This is a genomic window from Alteromonas sp. G4i13 (assembly GCF_054960505.1).
In genome coordinates this window covers 1-19100 of sequence record NZ_JBHNYX010000006.1, presented here as the reverse complement: position 1 = coordinate 19100, position 19100 = coordinate 1, and the positions used below count along the sequence as shown (strand labels likewise).

General features: G+C 44.4%; 18 protein-coding genes. 4 read left to right on the top strand and 14 right to left on the bottom strand.

Going from position 1 to position 19100, the window contains the following annotated elements; genetic code table 11:
* Positions 1-83 precede the first annotated feature (83 nt).
* The 14 genes from ACFI6J_RS04080 to ACFI6J_RS04015 form a co-directional block, all read right to left on the bottom strand.
* The gene (locus ACFI6J_RS04080) at positions 84-962 is read right to left on the bottom strand and encodes a ParB/RepB/Spo0J family partition protein (RefSeq protein WP_014951454.1); all 879 of its coding nucleotides are present in this window, start codon (positions 960-962) and stop codon (positions 84-86) included.
* A 45-nt stretch (positions 963-1007) separates the two neighbouring features.
* Positions 1008-1802: a ParA family protein gene (locus ACFI6J_RS04075; protein ID WP_014951455.1), complete on the bottom strand. Its 795-nt coding sequence runs from the start codon at positions 1800-1802 to the stop codon at positions 1008-1010.
* 35 nt (positions 1803-1837) lie between these two features.
* Positions 1838-2473: a 16S rRNA (guanine(527)-N(7))-methyltransferase RsmG gene (gene rsmG / locus ACFI6J_RS04070; protein WP_014951456.1), complete on the bottom strand. Its 636-nt coding sequence runs from the start codon at positions 2471-2473 to the stop codon at positions 1838-1840.
* Positions 2474-2791: 318 nt separating this feature from the next.
* The gene (mnmG, locus tag ACFI6J_RS04065; RefSeq protein ID WP_014951457.1) at positions 2792-4693 is read right to left on the bottom strand and encodes a tRNA uridine-5-carboxymethylaminomethyl(34) synthesis enzyme MnmG; all 1902 of its coding nucleotides are present in this window, start codon (positions 4691-4693) and stop codon (positions 2792-2794) included.
* 895 nt (positions 4694-5588) lie between these two features.
* Complete coding sequence (locus tag ACFI6J_RS04060) at positions 5589-6416, bottom strand: ATP-binding protein (RefSeq protein WP_171337482.1); 828 nt, start codon at positions 6414-6416, stop codon at positions 5589-5591.
* 6 nt (positions 6417-6422) lie between these two features.
* Positions 6423-7091, bottom strand: coding sequence for a DnaT-like ssDNA-binding domain-containing protein (locus ACFI6J_RS04055; RefSeq protein WP_039234413.1), 669 nt, complete (start codon positions 7089-7091; stop codon positions 6423-6425).
* A gap of 27 nt (positions 7092-7118) precedes the next feature.
* Positions 7119-7556 carry an FMN-binding protein MioC gene (gene mioC / locus ACFI6J_RS04050; protein ID WP_171337483.1) on the bottom strand — a complete coding sequence of 146 codons (438 nt, stop codon included), beginning with the start codon at positions 7554-7556 and terminating at the stop codon, positions 7119-7121.
* A gap of 97 nt (positions 7557-7653) precedes the next feature.
* The gene (gene mnmE, locus ACFI6J_RS04045) at positions 7654-9042 is read right to left on the bottom strand and encodes a tRNA uridine-5-carboxymethylaminomethyl(34) synthesis GTPase MnmE (RefSeq protein WP_071816526.1); all 1389 of its coding nucleotides are present in this window, start codon (positions 9040-9042) and stop codon (positions 7654-7656) included.
* Between the two features lie 2 nt (positions 9043-9044).
* Complete coding sequence (locus tag ACFI6J_RS04040) at positions 9045-9527, bottom strand: YajQ family cyclic di-GMP-binding protein (RefSeq protein WP_014977844.1); 483 nt, start codon at positions 9525-9527, stop codon at positions 9045-9047.
* Between the two features lie 64 nt (positions 9528-9591).
* The gene (gene yidC / locus ACFI6J_RS04035) at positions 9592-11250 is read right to left on the bottom strand and encodes a membrane protein insertase YidC (RefSeq protein WP_171337503.1); all 1659 of its coding nucleotides are present in this window, start codon (positions 11248-11250) and stop codon (positions 9592-9594) included.
* A gap of 10 nt (positions 11251-11260) precedes the next feature.
* Entirely contained in the window at positions 11261-11509 is a 249-nt protein-coding gene (gene yidD / locus ACFI6J_RS04030) for a membrane protein insertion efficiency factor YidD (protein WP_081765860.1), read from the bottom strand.
* Entirely contained in the window at positions 11494-11853 is a 360-nt protein-coding gene (rnpA, locus tag ACFI6J_RS04025; RefSeq protein ID WP_015000154.1) for a ribonuclease P protein component, read from the bottom strand. The genes yidD and rnpA overlap by 16 nt, the downstream gene beginning before the upstream one ends.
* 15 nt (positions 11854-11868) lie before the next feature.
* A complete protein-coding gene (gene rpmH, locus ACFI6J_RS04020) occupies positions 11869-12003 on the bottom strand; it encodes a 50S ribosomal protein L34 (RefSeq protein WP_014290886.1) in 135 nt (44 codons plus the stop codon).
* A gap of 20 nt (positions 12004-12023) precedes the next feature.
* On the bottom strand, positions 12024-12191 hold the full coding sequence (locus tag ACFI6J_RS04015) for a hypothetical protein (protein WP_155279887.1): 168 nt from the start codon (positions 12189-12191) through the stop codon (positions 12024-12026).
* 438 nt (positions 12192-12629) lie between these two features.
* On the opposite strand from ACFI6J_RS04015, the gene dnaA reads away from it, so the two are divergent.
* The 4 genes from dnaA (at position 12630) to gyrB (ending at position 19061) form a co-directional block, all read left to right on the top strand.
* Entirely contained in the window at positions 12630-14285 is a 1656-nt protein-coding gene (dnaA, locus tag ACFI6J_RS04010; protein ID WP_014977846.1) for a chromosomal replication initiator protein DnaA, read from the top strand.
* 32 nt (positions 14286-14317) lie between these two features.
* Positions 14318-15418, top strand: coding sequence for a DNA polymerase III subunit beta (gene dnaN / locus ACFI6J_RS04005; protein WP_239247352.1), 1101 nt, complete (start codon positions 14318-14320; stop codon positions 15416-15418).
* Between the two features lie 125 nt (positions 15419-15543).
* Positions 15544-16632 (top strand): DNA replication/repair protein RecF, encoded by a 1089-nt coding sequence (gene recF, locus ACFI6J_RS04000; protein ID WP_171337505.1) that lies wholly within the window; start codon positions 15544-15546, stop codon positions 16630-16632.
* A gap of 8 nt (positions 16633-16640) precedes the next feature.
* Positions 16641-19061, top strand: coding sequence for a DNA topoisomerase (ATP-hydrolyzing) subunit B (gene gyrB / locus ACFI6J_RS03995; RefSeq protein WP_462585740.1), 2421 nt, complete (start codon positions 16641-16643; stop codon positions 19059-19061).
* The last annotated feature ends 39 nt before the right edge of the window (positions 19062-19100 follow it).

Genomic DNA, 19100 nt, shown 5'->3' with positions numbered 1-19100 from the left:
AAGGAGAGTGTCCGGTGTTTGCACCGAACAGCGTATCAATTGCGGGTTGGCAAAGGGAGCTTCTCTAGTAATTTTATTTTAAACTATTGAATTTTAGAGATAATTCCATCTAATTGTTCAAGGTCGCTAAAGCTAATTGTCAGCTTGCCTTTGCCTTTCGCATTGTGGTCAATACTCACAGGAGTGCCTAAATTTTCTGAAAGTCGTGTCATAAGGTTTTGCACATCGGGATCAACTTTCTTCTCAGGCTTAGGTTTAGCTGGCTCCAAAAGCTTTTTAACAAGCTTTTCTGTATCGCGCACGGTAAGACCTTTGCCCGATACTACTTGCGCAGTTTCCGACTGGGTATCACCTTCTAGCGCTAACAGCGCTCTAGCATGACCCATTTCAATATCGCCATGCTCGACTAACAGTTTCACGTCGTCGTTCAAATTATTCAGACGAAGTAAATTTGTCACTGTGGTGCGTGATTTGCCCACCGCTTCAGCAACTTCTTGATGGGTAAGCGCGAACTCATTCATTAAACGGTCGAGGGCTTGCGCCTCTTCCATAGCATTTAAATCTTCACGCTGGATATTTTCGATAAGCGCAATGGCCACTGCCGCTTCGTCAGGCACGTTCTTAACCAAACAAGGCACTTCGTCTAGCTGTGCTAGTTGTGAAGCTCGCCAGCGACGTTCACCGGCAATGATTTCATAGCGGTGCTCGTCGACTTTTCTCACTACGATAGGCTGAATAATACCTTGCGCACGAATGGACGATGCCAATTCTTCTAATGCCTCAGGTGACATGTCTTTTCGAGGCTGATACTTGCCCGGCACTAAGTATTCAATAGGGAGCTTGCTTAACTCACCGTTGGTTGAATTTACCTCGGCGGCATCTTGTTCTTTTTGAGCAGATGATTGGCTGGTTGCGAGTAGCGCATCTAAACCGCGGCCAAGGCCTCTTTTACGTGCTGACATAGTGTCCTCTATGGCATGTGCTGATAGTGTTCAGCTTATTGTCGTTTAACTTGCTTTTGCCTGTGCAGGCGTTGTTTTGTCCCTACGACGCAGTATTTCACCCGCCAGTGCCAAGTAGGCTTTAGCGCCTGTCGATGACTTATCATAGTACATCGCTGGCGTACCGAAGCTTGGTGCTTCAGCTAGACGAACATTGCGCGGAATAACCGTGCGATAAACTTGTTCACCAAAATGGCGCTTCAACTGTTCTGAAACGTCGTTAGCAAGGCGATTGCGCGGGTCGTACATAGTACGCAATACGCCTTCAATCTTCAATTCTGGATTCACTACGGATGCCAATTTTTGAATGGTATCCATAAGGGCAGTGAGGCCTTCTAGTGCGTAATATTCACACTGCATAGGCACCATTACCGAATCGGCAGCCGCCAGGGCGTTCACAGTTAACTGGTTTAGCGAAGGCGGGCAGTCGATAAAGACAAAATCGTAGTAATCCATAACGGGCTTCAGCGCGTTGCGAAGCCTTACTTCACGGGCAAACATTTCCATCAGCTTGATTTCTGCCGCGGTTACGTCACCGTTCGCCGCGATGAGGTCATACTTGCCGCTTGTCGCTTTAACGATAACATCGTTAATTGGCTTTTCTTCAATCAACAATTCAAATGCCGTAGATTCAACGTCGTATTTATCAACGCCGCTTCCCATGGTCGCATTACCTTGTGGATCGAGATCAATCAGCAACACCTTACGCTTGGTTGCTGCCATTGACGCTGCCACGTTAACTGCAGTGGTTGTCTTTCCAACACCACCTTTTTGATTCGCGATCGCGATTACCTTAGCCACGTTAGATCCTGTTCTCGTCTATTTCTATTTTTCGGCTATTTCTTTTTTAGCCAAACCAGATGTCGTTCGCCTACCAAATTTGGCACAGTGAGGTTTTCCGTTTTGCTCACATGGAAGTGATCACTCACTTCGTCTATCTCATCTTGTGGAAACTGACCTTTAAGCGCCAAAAATTGACCTTCTGAATCTACCAGATGCTGACACCAGTGCAACATATCTTTTAGCGAAGCGAAAGCTCGGCTTAGCACAATATCGTAAGGCGTATCGCCATTGTGCTCTTCAACGCGGCTTTGCACAGGAGTTACGTTAGTTAATCCAAGCGTGTGCACACATTGGGTCATAAACCGTACACGCTTGCCCAATGAGTCAAGCAATGTGAATGATTTATCTGGAAACGCGATTGCCAACGGCATACCTGGAAGGCCAGGGCCCGTTCCAACATCAATGATATTGTTACCATCAAGAAAGGGCACAATCGCCAGCGAATCTAGAATGTGTTTCACCATCATTTGCTTAGGATCGCGCACAGAAGTCAGGTTGTACGCCTTATTCCATTTGTCCATAAGCAGCACATAGTCAACTAACTGCTGCTGTTGCTTATCACTTAAATCTAGTGAAAGGGCATCGAGTCCAGACACCAAAATGGTGTGCAATTCTTGCTGTATCGTCATCGAAAAATCTGTCTGTTCGCGTTAATGTTTTTTGCTCTACACAGTCCATACCATAAACACGCGTGGCGAATCGTTATTTGCCGCTCATTTACAGCCGTTTGTTACTGCAGCTCTTCATGCTCGATACAAGTGCGCTTGAAAAATGCACCTGAATTCATCAAAGCCGCACAACGAATGTAAATTGGTGCAATGGGACAGTGTGAAAAGCGCCGAGTTTTTCTAGTTTTCGCATAGTTTAGGCAATTATGATTATCATAATACGCGAATAAATAGGAAAAACTAAGCGCTGCGAGTAATGTGTTGAGTTAAGCGCGTGTTTTACGCACTGATTTTCTCTTGCTTGCGCAACATGCCGTGTTTTTTAAGGTAAACCAGCAGTAAAGAGATGGCCGCCGGGGTAATGCCCGAAATACGCGATGCTTTACCGATTGTTTCCGGTCTGGCTTCGGTTAACTTGGCTACAACCTCGTTCGACAAGCCGGAAATCTTGCTGAAGTCCATATCAACCGGCAACAGGGTGTTTTCGTGTCGCTGCGTTTTCGCGATTTCATCCATTTGACGGGCAATGTAGCCAGCGTACTTAATTTGAATTTCCACTTGCTCTGCAGCAACCGGATCTTCAAGACCTGGGCCAACACTTTCAATTTCCATTAACTGACCGTAAGTCATTTCAGGTCGACGGATCAGTTCTTCAAGAGAATGTTCACGACTCACCGGATTTTTCAGCATGGTATTGAGTTCCGGCGTTGCCGCGTGATCAGGGTGGATCCACTGACCGCGTAGACGCTGCAGCTCACTTTCTACCGCTTCCATCTTGTCGTTAAATTTCGCCCAGCGCGCATCATCAACAAGACCAATCTCTCGGCCCATCGCGGTTAAACGGCTATCGGCATTGTCTTCACGAAGCAGTAGTCTGTATTCTGCACGGCTAGTGAACATGCGGTACGGCTCTTTCGTACCCATGGTGGCTAAGTCGTCGATAAGTACGCCCATGTATGCTTGGTCGCGGCGTAAAATCATCGGGTCTTTTTCTTGAACTTGTAGCGCTGCGTTTGCGCCTGCTACTAACCCTTGCGCACCCGCTTCTTCATAGCCAGTAGTACCGTTAATTTGGCCAGCAAAGAACAAACCTCGAATAAACTTCGTTTCCAGTGTTTGTTTCAGATCGCGTGGATCAAAGAAATCGTATTCAATTGCATAACCCGGACGAACAATGTGCGCATTTTCAAAACCTTTGATCGAGCGGACAAGGTTCATCTGTACGTCAAATGGCAAACTGGTTGAAATACCATTTGGATAAACTTCAATGCTGTTTAAACCTTCTGGCTCAACAAAAATTTGATGCGATGTCTTATCTGCAAAACGGGTGATCTTATCTTCGATACTTGGGCAATAGCGCGGTCCGATACCTTCGATAACCCCTGTAAACATGGGTGAGCGATCTAATCCCCCGCGAATGATATCGTGGGTTTTTTCGTTAGTGTGGGTGATATAGCACGGGATCTGTGTAGGGTGCATAGTTCTATCACCCATGAACGAAAATACCGGCGTAGGATTGTCACCAGGTTGAGGCTGCATTACAGAAAAATCTAACGAGCGAGCATCAAGTCTTGCTGGTGTCCCAGTTTTTAAACGGTCAACACGAAACGGAAGGGCACGTAGTCTATCTGCAAGTGCGATAGACGGTGGATCGCCGGCACGACCGCCGCGATAGTTTTCAAGGCCAATGTGAATGGTTCCGCCAAGGAAAGTACCCACTGTCAGTACCACTGACTTGGCTTTAAACTTCAAGCCCATTTGCGTAACAACACCGCATACCTGATCGTTTTCAACAATCAGATCGTCAACGCTCTGTTGGAACAGGGTTAGGTTTTCTTGATTTTCAACAATGTCGCGAATGGCGTTTTTGTAAAGCGTACGGTCAGCTTGCGCACGCGTTGCACGAACAGCTGGGCCTTTAGAAGAATTCAATGTTCTAAACTGAATACCGCCTTTGTCGATAGCCAGTGCCATTGCACCGCCTAACGCATCGATCTCTTTTACAAGATGACCTTTACCGATCCCACCAATTGCAGGGTTACACGACATCTGGCCTATCGTCTCAATATTGTGAGTGAGCAACAGCGTATTTGCACCCATGCGAGCAGCTGCAAGTGCCGCTTCTGTACCTGCATGTCCACCACCTACAACGATGACATCAAATGCTTCAGCATAAAACATGGTTAAACCTCACTATTAACTTACGATAAGCCGATTAAAAACTAATTTTTCTCACGCAGAGACTGCTGAAAAAAGGGCGCGTATTTTATCTGACTTATTGGATAAAGAAAATGATTAAATTTTCCTCAAAACCTGTTTTTGAAAAGGTGTGATCGAATTATAAGATCTTAAGATCTCTTTTAGATCTGTTTATTTTTACTTTTATTAGGATCATCAAGATCTGTGGGTAACCGATCAAAGCACATAAAGATCATCAAGTTACGCGATCAATAACATTGGGAAACCCCGATCCATAACCCTATCTCAAACTTGTGTATAAATGGACTTTTTATCCACACCCCGAATCGTTTGAAAAGTTATTCTTTTTTCGATCAAAGCTTATGCACAGTGGTTTGTAGGATCCTATCCACAGGGGTGATCAAGATGTGATCCAACTGGGGATAAAATGTTTGCTATTTATGTATCGCGATCAAAAGATCGTGTAGATACGTGCGTTATAGCGTGATCACATTGTGGAGGAGATCTTTTCCAAAAGCTGTGATTAGATCGCCCGATCGCATTTATCAACACCTTCAAAAAAACTGCACGTTTTTATGAACGACAAGATTATTTTTTCAAAACAGCCCATTTTTCAGGAGAAAAACATAGGAGCTGACCAAAATTCAGTCACTTTTATAAGGTAGAAGTGGGTCTGAAAGAATGGTTATTTGTTTAACTGAAGGAGATCGTTGAGTGTATCTATGAATTAAAACCGTATTGTTTTGGTAAAAGCGTGATCAATAGGCTAAGTGATTCGCTATTACCTGGCACAACAGGAATATGCAATAAGGTTTAATGAAGGAAAAGACCTAGCAGAGTAAGGGCTAGGTTTCGAGAGAGAGGAAACCAGGTGCTATTAGCGCACCTGGTTGGGTTGATAGCGTGGCTGTGAAACAGAGCCTTCCATGTCTTCTTGTTCAATGGTTAAGCCTTCTCGGCGGCTTGGGCCTTGGAACCTAACCTTATAAGTATCGTATTCTTTAATCGACTCAAAACAATAGGGGCCAAGGGCATTTTCAAGTTCGGCTAAATTGTGATTGGTGATCAAAATACAGTTTTTCTTGTTTACTAAGCGCTGTCTTAGCAGGTTACCAAACCAGCTCTGCGCATTTTTCTTTAACACGCTTTCGTTTACACACACCTCATCAAGAATAAGCAGATCAACATCTAGCAGTTCCTGATTGATCTCCCTGAAGCGCTGTCCCGCGTTGTCTGAAGCCCCAAAATCAAACGAGAAATTGCGCATTTCAAGCAGTGTAGACAGTTGACGATAAAGCACTGAAATTTCGTACTGCTCTATAAGTTGATGGGCAATAGCACCGGCAATATGTGATTTACCACGACCGTAATCGCCGTAAAACAGCATCATATGCGAGCCGCTTTGACGCCATGCAGGGTCGTCATGGGCTGCAATAAAAGACTGAGCTATCGATACGGCTTCAATCACATCGTCACTGTCTTCAACTAAGTTGGCGAAGGTCCATTTGGGATTCAGATCAGAACGGCCATGAATAGCCTCTACACGCGCTTTTTTACTACGCTGCTGTAGTTGTGATACTTCTTCGTTCGCTTTCGCCTCGTACTGCTTACGCAGCGTTTTATAGTCGATGTATTCACGATTGGGATCGACGTCTTTGTTGAGCGCTCTCGCTAAATTAGCAATTTTGTCGGTTATACGATCCATAACGAATTAACTCTTCTTAGTTGCGGCATACTTTTCCACCAGCTTTCTAGCATTATCATCTGCTTCTATGCCGGCTGCAACTTTCACTTGTTGCGTTCCCACCACCTTTGTTGGGGCGTAGCCTGAAGCGAGACGCTTGCGCTTGATATTGTTGGCAAACTTTTGTGTCCATTGGAATTCGCTAAACACTGAACTTGGTCTTCCTAACCAATAGGCAATGAATTCACCCACCTCGTTGTCATCAAATGTTTTATCGATAATACCAAGTAGCGAGGCCATTTCTTCAAACAACGCTTTATTGGGCGTCCAATTAGGGGTCATGGCGCTATGACGGGCATGTAGTTGGTCGAAGTCCGATTGTGGCTCGCTTAGAAGCGGAAGAAGTAGGGTTTTCCCGTTGATTGTGTGCTCAAGATCAAGTTCAAGGGGCAGGGCAACCAAACCCACTTGTTCAAGCTGCTTAACCAAGCTATTGATTTGACGACCGCGTTGATAAGGTTCGTCTTTGCTGTCGCCGTTTAGCAAATTTAATAATTGCTTATAATCAATAGGGGCGGACGATGTCGTTGCCGCATTTGCACCTGTTCGAAGGCCAAGTAAATACAGTACCCGGCAATCGTTAGAAAGGGGAGATTGCAACGCCGCCAGTTCAGCTTGGGTAAGGTTGCTGTTCATCGCATTGGTTCCACGTAAAAACGCTTGTTAAGCATTGGCCAGCTTTTCGTCAAACCATTCTACGGCGGCCTCTTCAGGGATAGGGTGTTCCAGCACATCGATGTATAGCGCGTCGGTAATTAACGTGCCACCTGCGTTTTTAATATACTTTTCCATTTCTTTTGCGCCGAAACAAAAGGTGTCGTAACTGGTGTCACCTAGCCCAATAACGTAGGCATTTACTGCGCTTAAATCCGCGCCCTCTAGCTGTTTTGCGAACGGCTGGATGTTGTCAGGTAATTCGCCAGCACCGTGTGTTGATGTACACACGATCCACGTTGATTCTGTTTTAATCTCATCTAAATTTGGTTCAGCGTGAATAGTGTGGGTGTGCCCGCTCGCATCAAGTTTTTCCGCAATGGCATCTGCCACGTATTCTGCGGCGCCTAACATGGTGCCAACGATGATTTCAAAATGCTTGCTCATTATTAGGTTGCTTCTCTATTTACGATTGTCGTCTCAACGTAAGTACGGCTTATCCGTTACGTTATTCACCATCTTACTTGTAACTTTATTGGTTGCGCTACTTACCAATACAGAACGATGAAAAAATCTTACCAAGTAGATCGTCTGACGTGAATTCACCGGTTATCTCACATAGTGCCTGGTGAGCCAAGCGCAATTCTTCAGCAAGCAACTCACCCGCCATAGCATCATGCAGTTGTTGTTCGCCAGTGCTTACATAACTGTAGGCTTGGTCGAGTGCATCTATGTGTCGTCTGCGCGCAATAAATTGACCTTCAGTTGTAGTATCGAAGCCCATGGTTTTGGCCAGATGTGCTTTTAGCGTGTCGACGCCGCTACCTTCTTTGGCTGATAGATTGATAACTGAGATATCACCTTGCTCGGTGGCAACTGTGCTTTGTCCAATATCTAAGGTACTAAGGTCGGCCTTGTTGCGAACTACGGTAACGGGGATGCCTTGTGGCAATCGGGCCATAAATTCTGGCCATATTTCATAAGGGTCGATAACAGCAGTTGCGGTAGAGTCTACAACGAATAATACGTGGTCAGCTTCATTGATAGCTTGCCACGCCCGCTCAATACCAATTTGTTCCACTTTATCTGGGCTTTCTCGAAGTCCTGCTGTGTCGATAATGTGCACCGGCATACCATCAATGTGAATATGCTCTTTAAGCACATCTCGCGTGGTACCGGCTATATCGGTAACAATGGCGCTATCTCGTCCTGCCAGGGCGTTTAATAAGCTCGATTTACCGGCGTTAGGGCGCCCCGCAATCACCACCTGCATACCTTCGCGCAATAAGGTGCCTTGTTTAGCCTGTTCGCGCACTTTGGTTAAGCTTTGCATAATTGCGCTTAAGTCACCTGATACTTTCCCGTCAGATAAGAAATCAATTTCTTCTTCAGGAAAATCGATGGCCGCCTCTACGTACATACGAAGGTGCACGATTTGGTCTGATAGCGTTTGAATTTGTGTAGAAAACTCACCCTGTAGCGAGCGCAGCGCACTTTTTGCTGCCTGTTTAGAACTTGCATCAATCAAGTCGGCAATCGCCTCTGCTTGCGCAAGGTCTAATTTATCATTTAAAAAGGCTTGTTCACTGAATTCACCTGGATTGGCAAGCCGGGCATGGCCCGTTGCAAGCACGGCATCAATCAGCATGTCCATGACAACTTGACCGCCATGGCCTTGCAGTTCAAGTACATCTTCACCGGTAAATGAGTTAGGCCCTTTAAAAAACAGTGCTATGCCCTGGTCTATTACGCTGTTGTTAGCATCAACAAACGGCGTATAGGTCGCAAGACGTGGTGTTAGTGCGCTTGGTACTAACGCCTCTGCGATGGCTTTAGCCTTAGGACCTGAAACACGTACAATACCTACGCCGCCACGACCGGGCGCTGTCGCTTGTGCGGTAATAGTGTCGGTAGAAAGGGTGAGTGATTCCATAATTAGTCGCGGAAGTTCTTAAATTGGAAAGGTTGGCCTAAGTTAGACTCTTTAACCAGCGAAATAACTTGCTGCAAATCATCACGCTTTTTACCTGTTACGCGAAGTTCTTCGCCTTGAATAGCCGTTTGCACTTTGATTTTGGCGTCTTTCACCAGCTTCACAATCTTCTTCGCCATCGGCTGCTCAATACCTTCTTTAAAGGTAATGGTCTGACGGTAAGTTCTACCGTGTGCATCGTAGGGTTTAACATCCATAGATGAAGTGTCTACGTTACGTTTAGACATCGCCGTTCTAAACATGCTTTCCATTTGCTGAAGTTGGAATTCAGCTTCAGCTTTCATGACCACGGTTTTATCTTTGTACTCAAAGCTCGCGTCAATACCGCGAAAGTCGAAACGCGTTGATAGCTCACGGCTTGCGTTTTCAGTGGCGTTGCGTACTTCTTCCATGTTGATTTCAGAAACAATATCAAATGATGGCACAGGTTATTCCTCTTAAGACAAAACAGCCCGCATAGGCGGGCTGTATAATTCATTGATCAGCGTGTTATTTACTGCTGATGCCCCGCTTCTCCATTGAAGCATAAATCATTTTGGCTTGAACCAAGGTAATCACGTTACTGACTAGCCAGTATAGTACCAGACCTGCAGGGAACCACAGGAAGAATACACTCATTGCTACCGGCATCCACTGCATGATTTTCTGCTGCATTGGATCAGTAATGGTGGTTGGCTGAAGTTTTTGCAATAGGTACATACTTGCGCCAGTTAGAATTGGCAGCACAAAGTATGGGTCTTTTGTAGAAAGGTCAGTGATCCAAAGCACAAAGTCTGCATGACGTAGTTCAACACTTTCCATCAGTACCCAGTAAAGCGCAAGAAAGATAGGCATTTGCAGAAGAAGAGGTAAGCAACCGCCCATTGGGTTTACTTTCTCTTTGCGGTAAAGCTCCATCATAGCTTGAGACATTTTTTGTCTGTCGTCGCCAAAACGGTCTTTTAGCTGCTGCATCTTAGGTGCTAAGTTGCGCATACGTGCCATTGACTCGTATTGCTTCTTAGTTAGCCAGTACATCGCGCCTTTTACTACAATAGTGATAAGGATAATTGCCACACCCCAGTTATTAACTAGGCTATGAAGGAAGGTAAGAAGGGCGAACAGCGGCTGTGAAATCCAGAAAAGAATACCGTAATCAACGGTTAGGTCTAATCCGCGCGCAATCTTCGCTAGGCTTTCTTGATCTTTAGGGCCCATATAAAGGGTAGATGCAAGGGTTTTGGTTTCACCAGGCGCTACGCTTTCAGACGGAGACAATACACCAATTACTGCATACTGATTTTTCAGGTTACGAGAATAAAGCGTGTTAGTTTGCTCTTGTGAAGGTACCCATGCTGATACAAAGTAATGTTCAAGCATGCCAACCCAACCCGCTTTCGTGGTTTCGCGTAGGTTGTCATCTTCAATCTCGTCAAACGAGTACTTCTGGTAGCGGTCATCTTCTGTTGAATATGCAGCACCACGGTACGTTGGCATAAACATGTTGCTGTCGTCTTCAAACTCCATCACTTGTTTAAGCTGTGCATACGGCTGAACCGTTGCTGCGCTGCCAGTACCATTTTCCACGCTATAGCTTACGTTTACGTCGTACTGACCTTTAGTGAAAGTGAAAGTTTTGGTAACTGACAAGCCTTGGTTGTTTTTCCATGTAAGAGGAATAACAAGGGTGTCGCCAGTCATTTCATAATAGTCACTTTGCGCATTATACACCGGGCGGCCACTGCTGCTTGCATCAGGCCCTTGAGCACCGATTAGGCCACTTTGCGCTACATAAAGACCGTTGCCAGAGCGAAGTAGGCTGTAAGGAATATCCGAACCTTGCTCTACCGGAAACTTAAGTAAGTCTGCTGATACTACATCGCCGCCTAGCAAATCGATGCGTAAATCAAGCGTATCGGTTTTTACTTCAATAATGCGGTTTGAACTTTGCGCCGCTGCGATAGGTTGTGCAGCAGGAACGCTATCACTACTAGGTACATCTTCGCTGCCATTTTCATTAAATGACGGTACGCCTTGTGATGTCTCTTGCGTTTGTTGTTGCTCAACAGGCACAACTGGCTGTGGCCCATAATCTTTTTGCCATGATTGCCAAAGCAAAAAGCTAACTAGCGCAAGGCCAATTATCAGAAAACTACGTTGCGATTCCATAGAGGTCTCTTTATTTTGAGTGTTTATCTTGTTGTTTTTCCGGCACTGGATCATATCCGCCGGCATGCAAAGGGTGGCATTTTAATATGCGTTTAATAGATAACCAACCGCCTTTTACTAATCCGTGCGTTTTTAATGCGTCTATAGCATACCAAGAACAAGAAGGATGGAAACGACATCGTTGCCCTAACATAGGGGAAATGAACCATTGATAAAATTTTATCAATGCCAAAGGCACTACAATTAAGAGTTGCCGCAACGCTTGTTTAATTTTTTCCATAGCTTGTCCAATGTAGCGAAAACTTCTTGGTTGCTAAGGTTGTCAGCGCCAGACTTGCCAATAACGATAATATCGACATTGGGTAAGTTGTGCTGTTTATGCCTAAAACTTTCTCTGACTAATCGCTTCAAACGATTTCTATCGTGAGCTTTACGGATACGTTTTTTCGCGAGCGTAATGCCTAAACGAGGAGTTGAAAGTGTATTTTTTCTGGCTAGAACAGTAAAAGAGGGAGATACAGCTGGGGTTGCGTTATCAAACACATAGGTAAAGTGGGTGGGAGTTAACAGACGTAACTCCCTAGAAAAATTATTCTCGCCCACTTTGGCGTCTTTCAATTAAGCTGAAAGACGAGCGCGGCCTTTTGCACGGCGAGCTGCTAGTACTTTACGACCATTTTTAGTCGCCATACGAGCACGAAAACCGTGAGAACGCTTGCGCTTTAGATTGCTCGGTTGAAATGTTCTTTTCATGACCAAAGTCTCACTTATATTTAGTTAAACATAGGCGTTTTTGGTAACACATTATGCTGTTGCCAGAACAATGTGGTGTTTTCACCAGAAAAGCCCATCGAAAAAGGACGCTGAATTCTAGAGATCTCGGGGCGTGCTGTCAATGCATATTCTCGCTTTTCGGATGAATAAGTGAACAATTTTTGCATTTTCTAATCGATAGCTTAATCGATGACGCAGTTTTCGTACAAATCGTCTGTGAATAACGCATAAAATTTGGTTAGGTTATCCACAGTGCGTTGTGAAAAACACAGAGATAGATATAAAAAGCAAGGTGATCTAACGGTTTTTTAGCACAAATTTAGAATGAATTTTTCTCGTTATAGTTTGATTTGATCTAAAAGAAAAAATCTTATTTATCAGTTGCTTGTTATTTTGATCGAAAAGATCGATCGGGATCGCCATTTACATTGTGTTGATAACGTAAGATAATCCACAGCGATTAAAACGATAACTTAATTTCTCGCTGCTACCCAACACTTCCAACGCTATTTTCTTCTAATGGCGCTTTTTAGTGCCTGCTTTCTTTATGATTGGCTTTTCAGGAGTTGGTTTTTCTAGCGAGTCACGGGAGCTAACTACGTACCATGTCCTTGTGGAACCAATGCCTTGAAAGATTGCGTCAAGAATTACCAACGCAGCAGTTTAGTATGTGGATACGACCGCTTGTTTGTGAAGAACAACAAGGCGTGGTTGCACTCTATGCTCCCAATCGTTTTGTACTTGATTGGGTAAGAGACAAGTACCTGAATAACATTACTGCACTACTAAAAGAGTTTGCCGGAAGTGACGCTCCACAATTGCGTTTAGAAGTGATGAATCGTCACAGCGTAAGCCGTAGTCAGCCTGCAAGTACCAGCGGATCTTCGTCTGCTCCACATACGCCTAGTAATCAACCAAGTAAGCCTAGTGCACCTGCGGGCGGTCAAGGGTATCAGAACTATAATACTAGTAATCAGCCTGTTCACAGCGGCAGTAATGGGCAGCACACATCGTCTTATTCACCAATGTCGAATAGCGGTATGCCATCATCGGCAAGCCAAGCGGGTGATCAAGGACAAAACAATGCGTTTTCAAAATCATCTTCATACACACAGGGTATGGATCTAAATGATCGCGGTACGCAAAACCACGACCGTAATGGATATAATGCGTACGCAGATCAAGCGCCAAGATCGTCTACACCGCCGAAAGTGATCCCGATCCCTGAGGCGATGAAGCATAAAAGTAATATTAATCCGACTTATCAATTCGACAACTTTGTCGAAGGTAAATCTAACCAGCTAGCACGTGCGGCTGCAACTCAAGTTGCAAATAACCCAGGCGGTTCTTACAACCCACTGTTTATTTACGGTGGTACGGGCTTAGGTAAAACTCACTTATTACATGCAGTGGGTAATGGCATCGTAGCTAATAACGGTGACGCTAAAATTGTATATATGCATTCTGAGCGTTTCGTGCAGGATATGGTTAAGGCACTACAAAATAACGCTATAGAGGACTTTAAGCGCTTCTATCGCAGCGTTGATGCGTTACTTATCGATGATATTCAATTCTTTGCTAATAAAGAGCGTTCACAAGAAGAGTTCTTTCACACGTTCAATGCGCTTCTTGAAGGTAACCAGCAAATCATCCTTACTTCTGATAGATATCCTAAAGAGATTGATGGGGTAGAGGATCGATTAAAATCGCGCTTCGGTTGGGGTTTAACCATTGCTATAGAGCCACCAGAGCTTGAAACCCGAGTGGCTATTTTGATGCGCAAAGCGGCAGAGAACCGGATTCACTTACCTAATGAAGTGGCGTTCTTTATAGCTAAGCGATTGCGTTCAAACGTACGTGAGCTCGAGGGTGCACTTAACCGTGTTATTGCTAACGCAAACTTTACCGGTCGCCCTATCACTATTGATTTCGTTCGCGAAGCGCTTCGAGACCTTCTCGCACTTCAAGAAAAATTGGTAACGGTTGATAATATTCAGAAAACCGTCGCAGATTATTATAAGATAAAAGTAGCTGATATTTTGTCTAAACGACGTAGTCGTAGTGTGGCGCGTCCTCGCCAAGTCGCGATGGCGCTGGCCAAAGAACTTACCAACCACAGTTTACCTGAACTAGGAAACGCGTTTGGTGGACGAGACCACACTACGGTTTTACACGCTTGTAGAAAAATAGAGCAGCTAAGAGAAGAAAGTCATGATATAAAAGAGGACTATAAGAACCTCATTAGGACTTTGTCTTCCTAACACCACGACCTTAGAGGCGAGATAGCACTGCGATGAAATTTACTATAAGCCGCGAACAATTTTTACAACCCCTACAGTTGGTATCTGGTGCTGTAGAGCGTAGACACACACTGCCAATTCTTTCCAATATTCTCATCAAAGTAAGTGAGGACGCACTTTGGCTTACTGGTACAGATTTAGAGGTAGAACTAATTTCTAGCGTGAAATTAGAAGGTGAATTCACGGAAGGTGAAATTACTGTTCCTGCTAAAAAGCTGTTTGATATTATTCGCGGTATTTCTGAAGGAACAGATATTCATTTCTCGTTAGACGGCAGCAAAGCACTTATTCGTGCCGGTCGAGGTCGTTATACGCTTTCTACTTTATCTGCCAACGACTACCCAAATTTAGAAGACTGGGAAGGTGAAGTTGAGTTTGAATTATCGTGCAGTGATCTAAAACGTCTTATCGATGCAACGAGCTTTTCAATGGCTCAACAAGACGTACGTTATTACTTAAATGGTATGTCCCTTGAAACGGAAGAGAATATCATTCGTACCGTTGCAACAGACGGTCACCGTCTTGCTCTTTGTCGCCTAAACTACGAGACCGCTTTGCCATCTCGTCAGGTGATTATTCCACGTAAAGGCGTGTTAGAAATTTCTCGTCTTATTAGCGAAGATGATAAATCTCTTAAGGTGCAAATAGGCGCCAACCATCTTCGAATTTTCTCAAACGATTTCATTTTCACTTCGAAATTAGTTGATGGCAGATTTCCTGATTATCGCCGTGTTTTACCTCAAAATGGCGACAAGGAAATTATTGCGAGCAAAGCCGTATTAAAAGAAGCATTTTCACGTGCGGCCATTCTATCTAACGAAAAGTTTAGAGGCGTACGATTAAACTTGTCTTCTGGTGAGCTTAAGATAACGGCTAATAACCCAGAGCAAGAAGAAGCGGAAGAAATCGTTGATGTTCAATATCAAGGTGACGATTTAGAAATTGGCTTTAACGTTGCCTATTTAATTGACGTATTGAATGCGCTTGGATCTGATGGTGTTAAAGTGAGCCTATCAGACTCAAACGCAAGTGCGCTAATCGAAGATGATGCTGATGACGCCGCGTTATACGTTATTATGCCAATGCGACTGTAGTCACTACTACATTAAGTGTTTGCAGCGTTTCGCATATTCCACGTTATTTTGTTATTTAAATTATCAATTCAAGAAGCGATGAGTGTTGATACTCCTCGCTTCTTTTCTTTCATCAGTGTGACCTCATGAAACTGGACCGCGTCCAGATTACACAGTTTCGTAATCTTACTTCCGTATCACTTTCTCCTTCACCAGCGTTGACTATCATTAAAGGCGTGAATGGGAGTGGGAAATCCTCGTTAATCGAAGCACTTTATTACCTAGGCTTTGGACGTTCTTTTAGAACAAATAAACACGGTTCGGTTATTCAAAATGAGAAGGACAGCTTCAGTGTTTTCGCGTCATGCAAAACTGAAGAAGGGGATGAATTAAAGCTAGGTTTTCAACGAAGTAGAAATGAGACATTCACCTGTAGTATTAACGGTGAACATTCAAATAAGTTATCAGATTTAGTTAGCTTGGTACCACTTCAACTCTTTACTCCGCAGAGTACTGATCTAATAATTGGTTCGCCTTCCGAGCGTCGACGTTTTTGTGATTGGGGATTGTTTCACGTGGAACATCAGTTTCAATCACTTGCTAATCAGTATGGTAAGTTTTTAAAACATAGAAATGCCTTACTGAAACAGCAGGCAAATTTAAGCGCACCACAAAATCAATATTGGGAGTCTCAGTTCTCAGAACTAGGTGAGTCTCTATCGGCTACGCGTCAGGAATATGTGGATACCCTTACGCCTATTTTTAAGCAGTATGCGCAAGAATTTCTTCCTAACTTCGATGTGGAATTAAGTTACTATAAAGGGTGGGAAAAAGATGTCGGTTTATCAGAAAGCCTAGTTAAAAAACGTGAGTATGATGGTAAAATAGGACATACCTCTTCTGGGCCCCATAAAGCCGATTTACGGCTTAAAGTAAATGGGGTAAACGCCCAGGAGCTTTTATCGAGAGGACAGCTTAGAATGGCTGTGGCAGCGCTTCAAATGTCACAAACTAAGCTATTTAATAAGGCAACGCAGCGTAAAAGTATCTTTTTGCTTGATGATGTAGGTGCCGAACTAGATGCCGATAAAAGAGAACAATTTATTGATGGGTTGCTCAAAATGGATACGCAGGTTTTCGTTACTGCAATAGAATCCACGCAACTCGCTTTTATACAAAAATACAACGAAAAGAAAATGTTTCACGTGGAACATGGAAGCGTGAAAGAGGAGTAAAAGCTAGTATGTCAGCAGAGAACAACTACGACTCGTCCAGTATTAAAGTACTTAAAGGATTAGATGCCGTAAGAAAGCGTCCTGGTATGTATATCGGTGATACTGATGATGGTACCGGATTACACCACATGGTTTTCGAGGTGGTCGATAACTCTATCGATGAAGCACTTGCTGGACATTGTTCTGAGATTACTGTGCTCATTCACAGCGATGGCTCAGTATCTGTGTCTGACGATGGACGTGGTATACCAACTGAATTGCACCCAGAAGAGGGTGTGTCTGCAGCTGAAGTTATCATGACGGTTCTTCACGCCGGCGGTAAGTTCGACGATAACTCTTATAAAGTATCGGGCGGTTTGCACGGTGTAGGTGTATCAGTAGTAAACGCACTTTCAAGCCGTCTGAAGCTTCGTATTCGTCGCGGCGGTAAAGCGCATGAACAAGAATATCATCATGGTGTTCCACAGGCGCCACTAGCGGTAACAGGCGATACAGATAAAACGGGAACTATGATCCGTTTCTGGCCAAGTTCAGACACCTTCACAGATACGCTTTACCACTACGATATTCTTGCTAAACGTCTTCGTGAACTATCATTTTTGAACTCTGGTGTGTCTATTCGCTTGAAAGACGAACGCGATGGAAAAGAAGACCACTTCATGTACGAAGGTGGTATCAAAGCGTTCGTTGAGTACCTAAATGAAAAGAAAACACCTGTTCACCAGAAAGTGTTTCATTTCAGCAGTGAACAAGAAGACGGTATTGCAGTAGAAGTTGCGATGCAATGGAACGATAGTTTCCAAGAGAACGTGTTCTGTTTCACCAACAACATTCCTCAGCGCGACGGCGGTACTCACTTGGCGGGCTTCCGTGGAGCCTTAACGCGTACATTGAATAACTACATGGAAAAGGAAGGCCTGAACAAAAAGGCAAAAACGAATGCCAGTGGTGACGATGCGCGTGAAGGTCTAACCGCGGTTATTTCCGTTAAAGTACCAGATCCGAAATTCAGCTCACAGACAAAAGATAAGCTTGTATCTTCTGAAGTTCGTCCAGCAGTTGAGTCGGCAATGAATGAAAAGCTTGCAGAGTTCTTATTAGAAAACCCTGCAGAAAGTAAAATTATTGCGGGTAAGATTATTGATGCTGCTCGTGCACGTGAAGCTGCACGAAAGGCCCGTGAAATGACACGCCGTAAAGGTGCGCTAGATTTGGCTGGCCTACCAGGTAAGCTAGCTGATTGTCAGGAAAAAGATCCTGCACTTAGTGAATTATACATAGTGGAGGGTGACTCTGCGGGCGGTTCAGCTAAGCAGGGTCGTAACCGTAAAAACCAAGCTATTCTGCCGCTTAAAGGTAAAATCCTAAACGTTGAGAAAGCGCGTTTTGATAAGATGCTTTCTTCTCAGGAAGTTGCGACGCTTATCACGGCACTAGGTTGTGGTATCGGTCGTGACGAGTATGACCCTGAAAAATTACGCTATCACAGCATCATTATCATGACCGATGCTGACGTAGATGGTTCTCACATTCGTACGCTTCTACTCACATTTTTCTATCGTCAAATGCCTGAAATCATTGAGCGTGGATATGTATATATTGCACAGCCACCGCTATACAAAGTGAAGAAGGGTAAACAAGAGCAGTATCTTAAAGATGACGATGCGCTAATTAACTACCTAACATCAATTGCAATTGACGGTGCGTCTTTGCACACCAGCGATGAAGACCCAGGTATTAGTGGTGTAGGCCTAGAAAACCTTGTTAAGCAGTACCAATCGGTAGAGAAGATGATTGCACGTATGAAACGTCTTATGCCTGCATCTATCCTCTACAGAATGCTTTACACGCCTACGCTAAACCTTGAAGACCTTAAAGATGAGTCTGCACTAGAGCATGTGGCGAAACACTTCGTAGAGCAGCTTACAGAGCGCGAAAACGATGGTGCTACATACCGTTATGAAATTCGCACTGATGCTGAGCTTAGCGAGTACTACATTACAATCATTATGCGTATGCACGGTATCGATTATGAGTACGTTATCGATCATGAGTTTATCGAGTCGTCTGAATATCAGCGCCTTAAAGCGCTTAACCTTGCTATCAATGACATGATGGGTAAAGACGCTTACATCCAGCGTGGCGAACGTAGACAGCCAGTCGAGTCTTTCAAAGAAGCCCTAGAGTGGCTAATGAATGAAGCGAAACGCGGCCAATACATTCAGCGCTATAAAGGGCTAGGTGAGATGAACCCTGAGCAACTCTGGGAAACCACCATGGACCCAGAAAGCCGCCGTATGCTTCAAGTTACCATTGAGGATGCCATTGGTTGTGATCAGCTGTTCACTACATTGATGGGTGACCAAGTAGAGCCTCGTCGAGAGTTTATCGAAGCTAACGCGCTGAAAGTGGAAAACTTAGACGTGTAGAGCTTTTAGCTATTTGAAAAAAGCGGCCCAATGGTCGCT